This window comes from Oxobacter pfennigii (assembly GCF_001317355.1).
In the GTDB taxonomy this organism is placed as follows: domain Bacteria; phylum Bacillota; class Clostridia; order Clostridiales; family Oxobacteraceae; genus Oxobacter; species Oxobacter pfennigii.
Genome location: NZ_LKET01000023.1, coordinates 1 through 12,719, shown reverse-complemented (window position 1 = coordinate 12,719; position 12,719 = coordinate 1). Strand labels below are relative to the sequence as shown.

The 12,719-nt window shown below is 38.7% G+C and carries 7 protein-coding genes; 2 read left to right on the top strand and 5 right to left on the bottom strand.

The genetic code is table 11. From position 1 onward, the window contains the following. Window positions 1-364 precede the first annotated feature (364 nt). Entirely contained in the window at window positions 365-886 is a 522-nt protein-coding gene (locus tag OXPF_RS05120) for a hypothetical protein (protein WP_054874139.1), read from the bottom strand. Between the two features lie 13 nt (window positions 887-899). Next, window positions 900-8,687, bottom strand: coding sequence for a DNRLRE domain-containing protein (locus OXPF_RS05115; protein WP_054874138.1), 7,788 nt, complete (start codon window positions 8,685-8,687; stop codon window positions 900-902). A 201-nt stretch (window positions 8,688-8,888) separates the two neighbouring features. Here OXPF_RS05115 and OXPF_RS05110 point away from each other — a divergent pair, with 201 nt between their 5' ends. Then, a complete protein-coding gene (locus tag OXPF_RS05110) occupies window positions 8,889-9,188 on the top strand; it encodes a hypothetical protein (protein ID WP_054874137.1) in 300 nt (99 codons plus the stop codon). Window positions 9,189-9,425: 237 nt separating this feature from the next. On the opposite strand, the gene OXPF_RS05105 is transcribed toward OXPF_RS05110, so the two are convergent. From OXPF_RS05105 to OXPF_RS05095, 3 genes are all read right to left on the bottom strand, one after another. After that, window positions 9,426-10,781 (bottom strand): APC family permease, encoded by a 1,356-nt coding sequence (locus tag OXPF_RS05105; protein ID WP_054874136.1) that lies wholly within the window; start codon window positions 10,779-10,781, stop codon window positions 9,426-9,428. Between the two features lie 399 nt (window positions 10,782-11,180). Continuing rightward, the gene (locus OXPF_RS05100) at window positions 11,181-11,513 is read right to left on the bottom strand and encodes a hypothetical protein (protein ID WP_054874135.1); all 333 of its coding nucleotides are present in this window, start codon (window positions 11,511-11,513) and stop codon (window positions 11,181-11,183) included. A 62-nt stretch (window positions 11,514-11,575) separates the two neighbouring features. Next, window positions 11,576-12,244, bottom strand: coding sequence for a DUF3786 domain-containing protein (locus tag OXPF_RS05095; protein WP_054874134.1), 669 nt, complete (start codon window positions 12,242-12,244; stop codon window positions 11,576-11,578). Window positions 12,245-12,516: 272 nt separating this feature from the next. On the opposite strand from OXPF_RS05095, the gene OXPF_RS22355 reads away from it, so the two are divergent. After that, window positions 12,517-12,678, top strand: coding sequence for a hypothetical protein (locus OXPF_RS22355; RefSeq protein WP_160317152.1), 162 nt, complete (start codon window positions 12,517-12,519; stop codon window positions 12,676-12,678). Window positions 12,679-12,719 lie beyond the last annotated feature (41 nt).

The following is a 12,719-nucleotide window of genomic DNA, read 5'->3' as shown; positions in this document are numbered from 1 at the left end:
GCATTTCATGAGTTATCTTATCCATCTCTACCTCCTAAAAACTAAAATAGCTGCTTTAAAAAACTTCTAGTTTATTGAAGCTTGGATTGATTTTCTCAAAAATACGATTCAAATTCTAGGTACGCACGATTTACCATTTACGACTTGCCTAATTTTTTTTATGCTTCTGCACTAAATATTCAATAAAAAAGATACTTCTTCAATTTTTCAAAGAAGTATCTTAAAATTTTCAGAATTAAGCTATGGAGTTTTCATTCTTCACGGTGATATTTATATCATATATGTCTGTCTCCATTCACCCATTTACATTTAATAACCGCTCGGGTTGCTCCAGCAGAGCCCTATTCTGTTATTAGATATGAATTTATCTTTTGTCAGCCACTTCTAACTTATTGCCTAATAATTTTTTTAGTTTAGGCAAGACTCTTTTCTCAAAATCTCCTTTTTCTTTCTCTCTAATGCTTAAACTATTATAATCCGAGTCTTCATTTGCATTTAAAATAAACGATGCTTCATTAATACTACTACCTGTTTTAATCACAACACAATTGAAAAGAAAATCAAACTTTAAAGCATTTATAACCTCATCCTTATCCTTCACTTTGTACCATATAAAATTAGGTATAGTATCCCCATCAATTGGAGTATTATATATCCACTCTTTTCTAGTAAAAACAATCTTTTCTCTAATGAACTGTTCATACTGTTCTTCTATTAAACCATCTTTTATAAAACTCTCAGCAATAGGTATTAAAGCAAATTCATCATCATCCATAAAGCAATCAATAATATCGGCTACATTCTCATAATATTGCAATCCATCAAAAAAGTCACCTTCATCATAATTTTGTAGATGATACCACAAGCTATATAAAACAAGTCTCATGTTGACTCCTCCTTTACTTTGGTAAATAATGCATCTTAGGATCAGAATTCAAATGCCAATGATCGGGCCATACCCTCCCTGTTGGTGTTTTTGTTCCATAAGGATTATATTTATACTCGGGTTGCCCTCTATGCATTTCACCCACAGTATTTCCGCTTTCATCAACAATTCGCGTTTTATCCATGTCACTAGAGGGAATCGTCGGGCCTTCTTTATAATTTTTCGGTAGCGCCTTTTCTTTCCAATTCTTTTTTCCCTTCACATTAATAATAGGTCTTCCTTTTGAATCTGTTTTTACATTAGCAATTGATTTTTCTTTATAGGTTATTTCCGGATTTATATAATTATCATATGCCCAGACACCTATATATCCTACTAAACCCACAGTAACTACTGTTGCCAACACCATAACTGCTACAAACCAAACAGGTGCACTGGCTATAACTGCTCCTATACTTACACCTAATGCTGCAACTTCTGCCCAAAAATTACCACCCTGGTCTTCTCTATTAACAGGATTATTGTTACAGTAACTAAACAAATTATGAGATAATAATCCTCCAATTGTACCATTAACTATATCCGCATTAATAAACCTGCACCACTCCGGGTTATAATACCTTGACTGCAAATAATATAACCCGGTCTCGGTATCATACCTGTACCCGCGATACCTATATGGGTTCTTATATCCAACATGGGTTACATCATTTGTTACATCTGCTCCATTCTGGTCTTTAATGCTAATCAGTTTACCCCAGGTATCATAAGTATAACTTACAACCTGAGTACCATTCTTATTAAACAGTCCTGTTATATCTCCCTGGCCGTTTCGTATATAAAAATATTCTACACCATTTAAATTCATGGATGCAAGTTTACCTGCGCTGTCGTAGGTATAGTATATGGTATCTATTTTCCCATCTGCATCTGTCTTTATTTCATAAGTTACCTTATCTCCTACAAGATGATATTTAGTCGTTGACTCAACAGTCGGTGTGGTTGTTCCCTGATATACAGTCTTTTGTGTCCTTATTCCGGCATCGTTATATTTAAACTCTATTGTCTTACCGTTTCCCGAAATAGACTTAAGCTGCCTTCCTCCTTCCCAGGTGTAGGTATAACCGTCATAAGCCGTTATATTTCCCACATCATCATAGGAGATAGATTTATCAGTGGTAACGTTATTTATTTTAGTTGTGAAAAATTTCAGTTTATCTTTCCATACAGGGTCATCATAAGTATAGATATATTCTTTTGTGGCTGTACCCACGGGACCTGTTGTAAAGGAGTATTCTGTCCTGGTTAATATATTCCCCCCTGCATCGTAGGTATATACAGTGGTTACATTTGTTATCTGGTTATTTTCCCGTATAAGCTGGTTTAGCTCGTCATAAAAGTATTCAATATAACTGCCGCCGGGAATGGTTACCTTTTCAATGTTTCCGTTTTTATCGTATGTGTAGTTCGTTATAGTGTTGTTTATATCAATGCTTTTAAGCCTTGTCGTTGTGGCTCCCGGGGTCCCCTGTACCTCCTCATATCCATAGCGTGTTACATGTTTGTTTGCTCCCATTGTCAGGGTTCTGCTCTTTAATCTTCCCAGGGAATCGTATATGTTGTTTATATCATTCCCCCTGCCGCTGTTATATATATTGCCTATTTCGGCATTGCTAAGCTCCTGACCCGAATACATAAAGTGCTGCATAGCCCCGTTTGCCTGGCCTGTGCCGGATATAGTGCTGCCTACCAGTGTTACGCCGCCGGTAAAATCCTGAAAGTCGGTAATATTGGTTGAATGTGTGTAGGGGGTACCGTTAAGGTATAAGGTGCATTTTAATCCCGAGGCACTATAATTCCACCTGAATGCCGCAAAATACCAGATGCCTTTTTCTATTTTAACTGCCGAACTTACAATATCCTGTATAGTTCCTGCATTGTTCCTCCTGTTAAGCTTAAGGTAATTATCGCTGTCTATATACATGTTGAATATCTGTTTATTTGTACCCTCGTTGCTTAAAATCAGCCTTACAGTATCATCAACAGCTGTATAAAACCATACCCCCATAGTGCCCGATGCCTTATTTACACCAAGACTGTATGATATCTTTGTGCCAGTTGATGTTGATGCTGCAGGGGTATAGGGTGTTGCAAAAGGTTTCTTCTCCATCTGGACATCATCAAAGCGGACTATATCTTTATCCTTTACCGGAGACCTTATTATCACCTGGAGTATCTTTGTGCCGGCAGGGGCGGTAAACTTTCCGCTTATCCTTACCCACTGGTTTTGCTCTATATTCATGGCATATGTCCAGTAAGCGCCGGGTATTTCACTTCCGCTGGAATTATAGCATACCAAAGACAATTGAGGCTGTGCATCTCCGATTCTCTTTGCATATGCACTCATCGTATAGTCTGTGGCTCCATCTAATGGTGAAGACAGTGTTATATTCTGATATGCCACTGCGTTTGCAGCAATTCCGTCAGCCTGGCTGTCATAGCATTCTATGCTTTTACCGCCGTTAACGCCGTCATTTACTATTCTCCACCTGCCGGTTTTGACTGTATTCCAGTCGGTAGCCTCCCAGCCCGGTATTTTTCCGCTTTCAGGTACTTTATCCTCAAAAGAAGAATTGGCGGTCAGAAGGTTGGTTGAACCTTCATAGGCCATTAAGCTTTGCCTGTAGTCCTTATCCCTGTCAAATACGGCATTGAAGCTTAAAGGCTTAGTACCCTTTGTACCTTCAGAGTCAACATTTAACGGGAAATATTCAATCCTTCCGTCGTTATATAGGTACCTGTTGTATACGCTGTGAAGGGGCCTGTTGTCCCTGCTGTATACATGGCTTGTTATATAGCCTCTCTTATTTAATTGTTCCGCAAGCTTGTTGCCGTTATTATTCAGGTCGTATCCAAAGCCTGTTACATTTCCCTTGCTGTCACTCACTCTTGAGAGCCTGCCTGCCAGGTCGTATGCATACCTGTAGATGGTACCGTTTGCAATGTCATTATGATACCCTAAACTTCCCGAGGCATCGTAGGAATACCAATGCCTCATGACGCCGTTAAAGTACCTTGCCGATATTCTGTCTAAGGTATCATAGCTCATGCTTATTATCTGGCCGTTTCCATAGGTTGATTTTGAAAGCAGTCCTGTATTTCTGGACTTATTATTGTCATACTTTATTACTTGATATTCATTTGTTATGAGTGTATTACCCCCGGCGGACACTGCAGTATTGTTCCCCAGGGAATCATATTCAAAACTATAGTTGAATCCATTATGGGTTATTGTCTTTATCCTGTCTTTGTCGTAACTGTAGCTGTTTGTTACGGGTGTCTTTTGCTCATTTATATCGCTGCCCTGCCTTATTAGGGCTATATCGCTGTCGCTCAGAGAATTGGGTGAATAGGTAAACCTCTCAATGAAGCCATTTAGCTGATAAATTCCAGGTATGCTGTTTCCAATCCCCGTCCTTGCACCGGTAAAGTTCTTATATGACTTGAAGTTACCTATAGTGCCTGGGTAACTGTTACTGTCTAAAAAAACTGTATAGTTAAGGTCATTGCCGCTCATACTCCACCTTAATGCGGCAAAATACCAGCGGTTTTTTTGAATAGTTATATTGGTTGGAGCTAATATTATATCCGAGCTATCTGATTTTCTCACCAAAAGTCTAAGAAAATCCTGACTGTTTATATAAAGGTTGAATATCTCCCTGTCGGAAGCCTCGTTTGCTATTATTGTCCGGTCTCCGCTGCCTGTTGTTTTAAAAAGGATTGTCATTGTTCCTGAGTTTTTATTTATACCAAGGTTATATAATACTTTAGTGGGAGCATAGCTTGAAAGATATGTCCTGCCGCCCGGCGAGCCGTCTGTCGCAAATGCTGACTTGTCTTCGGCAGCCTTTGTACCAAGGGAACCGGCTGTGCCGCTGTTTAATGGGAAATATTCCACTCTTTTGCCGCCGACTGTTTTGGTTACATCAGTTATTCTGTCATTGATGTCATAAGAATATATTGTCGGGTTGCCTTTGGGGTCAATGATGCTGTCTAAAGTCCCCTTTTTATCATTGTAATTGTATATTACCGTGTTTCCAAGAGGATCGGAAACCGTGCCTGCATAATTTCCATCGGTACTGTAGGTTGATGCGGATTCTATAAACAGGGTACTGTCTCCAACCTTTGCGGTTTTAGGGTTTCCATAGCTGTCATATACAAATGAATATACAACGTTTTCAGCAGAGGTTGCGTCCTTGATATTTCGTTTTTCGTCATAAGTATATTGAAAGTTATTGCCCTTTGGATCCGCAGCATTTACAAGGTCGTTGTTGCTGTTGTATTGAAACTTTGATGTCTGGTTTGCAAGGTCTACTATGGATACCACGTTGCCATTTTCATCATATGTGAAGCTTGTGCCGAATTCTTCTCTATATACCTGTATACCGTCAAAGTAGGCGATATTTGCATTGTTGTAATATATGGCATATATCATTATGCTGTCGTATGGACCATCAGCAATTATTCTGTCGGACGCATACTGCCAGTCGGACACTCCATCGTTGAAATTTACGACTGCATATTGAGGTGTGGCAACATCTGTGCGGTTTATCTGAAGGTCAAGGGCAAAGTATCTTAAACTGTCGGGAGTTAAAGGAATTGAATCAGCTTTAGCCCACCCGCCGATTATAAATGAATCGCCTTTATTTCCGGAAATATTTATTTTCTGGCGTATCCATTTTTTCACACTGCCGTATCCTACTATTTTAACTGATGTGTCATCATTACCGATGGGAGCACTTGCTTCACCAGATGCACCGTCTTCAGTGTCATTAAAGCTTCCTTCCCAGAAAAGAGGAACAATGGGGCCGTTGCCGGAGTCACCGGGGACATATCCGAAGCTTGGGTTTTCAACTAAGTTATACCTGTTTGCAACGGGGCCTTCCTCAAGCTGCAGGTTATCAAAATAGGCCGTACCTGTAACTCCGTATATACCGGCGCCTATATAAACTGTAGTATTTAGCGCATTATCAGGGAGAGTAAACGTAACTTCTACTCTCTGCCAGTCATTTGTGCCGTTTATATATTGTGAATCCTGATAAGGCCAATCTCCGCCGGAAAGCTCATAAGTTGCATAAATTACCACGCCCTTGCCGTCTGCTGCCGTCACACCGTTGGTCTTTACATATCCTGAGAGGGTGTACATTTTTCCCTTTATTAAGGTTACTTTCTGACTGAAATAATGCCTGCCGACGGTGTTGGTTTTTACTATTTTCAAGGACATCTTTCCCATGTATTTATCTTCTTCAGTAAATATGCCTGAACCTTCGGAGCTTACGGTACCTACAGTACTTCCGGCCGCAGCCCATTCACTGTATGGTTCTTCCACGCTGTGATTTTTCAAAAGGTTAATCACTGTTCTTTGAAGCTTAGATTCCACGGTAAGCTTGTTTTTATTTTTTATATCACCATAACGGTAATGCTGAGCGCTGTCGTCGGCATCTTTAATGCTGATGGTATTTCCTATATTATTAAACTGGTATATGTTTTTTCTGTCTTTAAAATCGGTAAAAGTGGTATTATTCTTACCATATATAATGTTAAGCTCATTGCCTAATGTGCTGTCTGTATGGGTTTCCTGTATTTGCTTTATCCTGTACGCCAGCACATTTTCGTTTCCCGGCTCAAACCTGTCATAGTATGAATAGTTTATCTTATATCCGTCATAATTCATTGCGCTTGTCAGGTTATATATTCCATCATAGGAAAATGTTGTTCTTATGGCTCCTTCCTCAATGTTATTATTTTCATAAGAATAAATAATGGAAGTAAGCCTGGTTACGGTATATCTGAAATCCGTCTTCCTTCCGGCAGGGTCTGTCATGTCAAAAAGATGGCCCGACTCAGTATATGTGAGGGTAGTTTTTCTTCCGGCTCCATCCTCCACCTCTGTCAATCTGTTGTTATTATATGTGAGGGTTATCTTATTCCCATTTTTATCTTCTATAGTCCTAAGAATGCCGTAATAATCAAAGTTTAATTTATTGCCGCCTTTGTCTGTGATTCTAATTACCTGTGACTCACCGCTGCCGGTTACTGTCAGCATAAAATCAGTACCGGCATCATCCACATAATAGCCCTTTTCTGAATCATATCTATAATAATGATTTGTGCCGTCTTCATCAGTGTGCATGTAATAATTCACACCGCCAGCCGGTATCTGTTTCCACTGGACAGTCTGGGTCAGATTAAGCCTCCAGCCGGGCCCATAGCCTATGTCGGCACCTTTGTCATTGCTGTTGTATACGTGGTTAATTGTAACGGGCATCCTGTTCCCGTTCATTGAAAGATCGTTGTGTACAAATACAAGATTTCCCGTATAATCATTCACATAGCCTGTTCCTGCACGCCCCACGTCCTGGCTGTGATAGGTCCAGTAGCTTTCAAGGCCGTTGTTGTTTACATAGTAAATTGTTATCTGGGGCCGGAGGTTGGATGATGACGCATCGGAGGATGAAAAAGTAGCTGTCGTATTGGGACCTGTGGTTTCTGTATGGTGTTTGAGCACAAGGCCATAGTTATTGCCTGAATTATACCAATCTTTTACCATACCGGTCACATCAAAATAATAAAACTTTGCAGCAGATACTATCTGAAACTCCTCTATTTTTGCATCCGCACCAGGCTGCCCATTCCATGTAATAGAGCTTGAGCTCCAGCTATTAAGAACTTTATGGACATCTATCTGGGAATTTGGCGCACTGACTCCCGTAAGGTATAATGCCAGGTTTGCAGAATATATTGTCTCTGCTGCCGTAAGCTGCGGAAGGGTAAATCTGATGTAGGATCTGGTCTGGCCGTCAGTGGAATTATACCCCACTTTTAGTGAGGGAGAAGCATATACCCATTCGCTGGGGGTATTTTGGCCGACATAGCTGTCAAAGGTTTGCGCAGGGTCTTGAGGAGTTTCAACATATGGGTCTATTGTCACGGGATATATTCTGTCGACACTGTTCAGCCAGTTATTATCGGGTATTACTGTCAGCGTATACCCCTCTTTGCTTGCTTTAAGGGATATCAATATGTCTGTGCTTTCATTTTTCTTGGAATCAATCATATAGGGGAAGCCCATTATGAATATTTCATTTGATTCATTCACAATATCGTAGAAAACTATGGTGCTGCCTGAAAGCTTTGCCCCGAGATTTTTTACATATATGTTATATATAAACTGCAGGTTTGGAGTATTTTGATTTATTATTATATTTTCTTTAAATCTATCGGACCTTACATTATATTTAATATCTATCCCGGGCAGTATGCTTTTTAAATCGGCAGAGGATTCCACCCTTGTAAGGGTCTTAAGCCTGTCGGTTTCCGGCAGTGAATTCAAAAACTTTGAGTCCCATCTTACTACGCTGGGGGAAGTATCTCTGATACCCTGTATATTCCATGAAAGCTCATAATTGTCCTTAGTAAGCTGTACCAGCTTTTTACTGCGTGTATTTTTTGATATTTTTACCTTATATTCGTTTTCTTTATTTTCAAGTACCGGATTACCCATTTCATCCGACGAATCAATAAGGTTGTTGTCTATATCTTTATATTTGCCGTTGCTTAGATAATGGACCGGTGAAGGGTATATTGCAGCCTCGTATGTGCCGTCATCCCTTAAAAAGTGCTTTATGTTTCTCTGCCTTTTTTCTTCAACTTCATTTAAAATCTTTGCTTCGTTATTAACTTTGACTTCTCTGGCAGGAAGATTGGAGTTCCCTTTTAGCATTCCGGAATAAAAACTCATATGGAATATCTCCTTAAAAATATTGATTTATGCTATTGAGCATAAATGGACAATATATTTTTATGATTAAATACGGTTTTATATAACTTAAGGAATTATATTTTAAAGATTTTAATATATATATAATTTACCGGTTTATCCTGTCAGATTTTTTTCTGCGGCATATCATATATTGTGATTTAATATTAATGGAGGTAATACATGTATCCTTATTCAGGTTTGGGCCTTTATATACAGTGCCCCATCGTATACCGGCAATTTGCAGCAATGTATAATCCTTATCTTCAGATGAGGTCAGACCAATATGCGGCGCCTTTCTTTTCTGGGATTGACCGGAGAATATTCACACCTGGCGTTACACCGGATGTAACAAATGAACAAAAGTTAAAAGAAATTGAAACTGAAGCTCCCGAGGTATTAATTATGCTCAAAGACATGGGATTATCTGAAGAAGCAGCTGAATTGCTCATCTTAAGAATAATTGAACTTGTGAACAGATAAGAGGATATATGATAAAAAAATGCTCGGGCTAAAGGCAGGTTTCAATAGGGAAACTTATTGAACCATATCCGGACTAATACGGAAAAGTAAGAGAGAGGCGTTACCCCGCAAAAAGGATAGCGCCTCTCATTGTTTTAATTTGAAAAATCAGGGACGGTTCTTTTTGCTTCTATAACTGGTTTGAAGCTAAAAAGAACCGTCCCTGCTGATGTATCATCACTTCAAGAAATTTAACTACTACTTATCAGCTTTTTTCTGTGCAAACATAGTACCGATAATCATTACAACTATAAAGATTATAAGATATGAAACAACTGCCATTTTGTGAGAGAAGCAGGCGGCAATAATCATAAAAACGCACCCTGCCAAAGCAACAATAGGCGCTGCAAACCTGTTAAAGAAACTTAAGCTTGTTTCTTTCTTCATAATCATAAAGAAAATAGGAATATACATTGCATAAATAGTAACTATGGGTAATTCCGAAGAATCAAAGCCGAAGAACCCAAACCAGATAGGATCTGCTAAGATTGCGCCATAGAAGAAGAACAACCATATGCCACACAAAAGCAAGCCAAATATAGATGAATTTGTAGGCATATTTGTTTCTTTGTCAACCTGGTTAAATACTTCTGGTTTTGGTCCAAAGCCTCTTGCTGCAACCGAGTAAAGACCGCGAGTGCATCCAAGCATCAATCCGTTTAAAGTCCCCAAACAAGATATGATAACAAATACAAATATCAGTGAACCGCCTAAAGTTGAGAATATTGTTTGGAAGGCTAACTTGGCCCCTGCTTCTCCGCCTTTCATCATAACTTCGTTTGGCACTGCTCCGGCCAGTCCGACATAGTAAAGAATATAAACAAGTATAACAACAAAAGTTCCTGCGACCAGAGCTAGTGGCAGGTTTTTCTTTGCATCTTTTAATTCAGCGTTGATGCTTGTGGCAATAATCCAGCCTTCATAAGCAAAAGCTGTAGCAACAACAGCGGTGAACAATGCGTTGGAAGTATTGACTTGTGTTACTACTGTTGTAAAGTTGCTTACGGTCATACCGTTTAAAAGTCCTGCAATTGTTCCGACTACGGCCATTAAAGCCAGTGGAATAAGCTTAATAACTGTTGTACTAACTTGAAATTTTCCTGCCAAAACCGGTGACAGTGCATTTAGAGCATAGCTACCTATCAAAAATAGACACGCAATAGTCATACATTCTCCGCCGGTAATTGAAAATCCGAATAATACGCTGGTATACCTGGCAGAAACCCAGGCTAGTACCGATGTCAATGTCGGATAGTAAATCAACGCCATAAACCATCCGACATAATATCCGTATTTTTCACCCATTGCAGCTTCCGCGTAATCTACGATACCGTTTACATGCTCATATTTAGTTGCCATTACAGCAAAAGTATAAGCACAAGCAATCATAATAATTCCGCCTATGATCCAAGCCAGTATACCTAGTGAAAGATTTCCTCCCGTTGCAGTTAAAACTTTTTCCGCCTTAAAAAAAACACCGCTGCCTATTACAATCCCTACAACCATTGCTATTGCTGTAAAAAGGCCGTACTTTTTTTCCAATTTTGTCTCCATGGTAACAACTCCTCGTATAATGTTTTAAGTTAATAAATGATTTTATCCTATTACATTTTACACTATTGGCAAATAATTTACAGAATTATTAAACAATTATAGCTATTAAAAAATTCAATAGAAGTTTATATGCCGATAAAGCCTCTGAAAAAGGTGCAAAAGTGTGGACTTCCCTTTGAGTTTATAAGTACTGGATATTGAACAGTAAAACATACTCAGGTAAATATTTATGGAGCGGTACTCCAGAATGGCAGCTACGGAGTCCTTAACCCCCTTAGCACGACAATCAGAGCAGAAATGGCATAGGGTTTGTATAATCTGCTGAGCGAGCAATTTGCACATATTAACCAGTATCGTCAAATAAGAAATGCTTGAGCTCTTTGCTCAAGCATTTCTTTATCATTCACATATGTGCTTTTTCTTAGCTTTTAACTTTTTCTTATATTTTTTCTTATAAGTATGGGAATCCTTGATCATTATATCAAGCATGTCTCTTATGAATTTCCGGGTGTTTATAGCAGCTATGCATTTAAGCTCATAAGTATTATAAACAGAAGGGTTAAAGCAATTTATTATATCAAGAGTTTGCTGCAAATTAGGAGCGATATCCTTTTTCTTCTTTCTGTACATGTAAGGATATGAATATGGGGAATTTACAATAACTTCGGGATATTTATAAAATGCTATGGGTGAGCTTACAAAAGAGCATATAAAAAAGGGGCAGCAATACATTTAAAACCTCCGGATACAGACTTATATTTATATGATATTCGAAAATTTAAAATGTGGTTATATCATCTTCCTTTATTCTTAGTTAAATAATTGTAATGCTCCATAATTATATACCGGACTATGTAGCATAATCCGCTGCTGTCTTCTATATGCATATTGTCTCCCGTTGATTTATCAAAAAGTATCTGACAGGAGGAATGGATCTCCTCATCGCCCTCCCAGAATTTTAAGAGTATCGGGACTTTAGGTGCAAACCATTGTACCGCCGATATATTGGAGCCGGTGCTTACATCGGTAAATTGGAGTTCCTTTAAGACTTCTCTTAAAATTTCCTTGTCACAGCTGTCATAGAACTTGCTTAAAGGATCCAATACTTTATTCTTTATATTGAGGAAAAAGACGTTGCCATCAGGCAGCTCCCGATAAGATATCCATTTATTTGACAGGGGGATATCCTTGACAAAGGAGAAGTGATTTAAAATCAGCAACCTCCAATCCAGCTTAGGTTTGAACTCAGGATTGTCTTTAAAATATACCTCACCGTGAGGATAGGTTACTTCAAATTCCTGCCCCATGCTTTTTATGGACAATGTACACCTTGCTTCATCAAAGCTGCACAAGGAGCGCTTTACTATTTCTTCTATTGCCAGAGCTCTTAATTTATGACGGCTTAAAGCAAAGGCAGGGGCGTATCCCCCTTCTTCTTCATTACTTAACATATAATCAAACATTGCAATTCTCCTTTACGGATTGATTAAGCAAAGCTTATATAGACATTATACATTATATGTTGTGCTACATGAACAATATAAAGAGATTAATGCAGAACGCCAGTGAATATCACCCGTCTGCCAGGGCGAATATAATTTAAAAAAAGGGGGGAGAGGATAGGCGGGCCTTCTATAAAATGGAAGACAGAATTTCTGAAATTCAGTGAATATATATCTACTCTTTTGTAATACTAAAGAAGTAATATATCAAAATCAAATTTTTATTAAATAATATGTTGACATGGGGATTTAAAGATGATATATTAATCAAGCGTCACTTTTGCGAAGCAAGAAAAGAAAAACTGCCAACAAAAACCATGTTGACAGAGGGCGAAAGAGATGATAAGATAGTAAATGTCGCTCCCCTCGGAGCAGCCGCTTCAAAAGAGCGGTAACGATCCTTGAAAATTGAACAGTGTGAGAGATTGTGTGAAGC

Bases quoted from the DNA above. Each gene is read 5' to 3' on its own strand.
- OXPF_RS05120 (WP_054874139.1), bottom strand. From the start codon at position 886: ATGAGACTTGTTTTATATAGCTTGTGGTATCATCTACAAAATTATGAT.
- OXPF_RS05115 (WP_054874138.1), bottom strand. From the start codon at position 8,687: ATGAGTTTTTATTCCGGAATGCTAAAAGGGAACTCCAATCTTCCTGCC.
- OXPF_RS05110 (WP_054874137.1), top strand. From the start codon at position 8,889: ATGTATCCTTATTCAGGTTTGGGCCTTTATATACAGTGCCCCATCGTA.
- OXPF_RS05105 (WP_054874136.1), bottom strand. From the start codon at position 10,781: ATGGAGACAAAATTGGAAAAAAAGTACGGCCTTTTTACAGCAATAGCA.
- OXPF_RS05100 (WP_054874135.1), bottom strand. From the start codon at position 11,513: ATGTATTGCTGCCCCTTTTTTATATGCTCTTTTGTAAGCTCACCCATA.
- OXPF_RS05095 (WP_054874134.1), bottom strand. From the start codon at position 12,244: ATGTTTGATTATATGTTAAGTAATGAAGAAGAAGGGGGATACGCCCCT.
- OXPF_RS22355 (WP_160317152.1), top strand. From the start codon at position 12,517: ATGTTGACATGGGGATTTAAAGATGATATATTAATCAAGCGTCACTTT.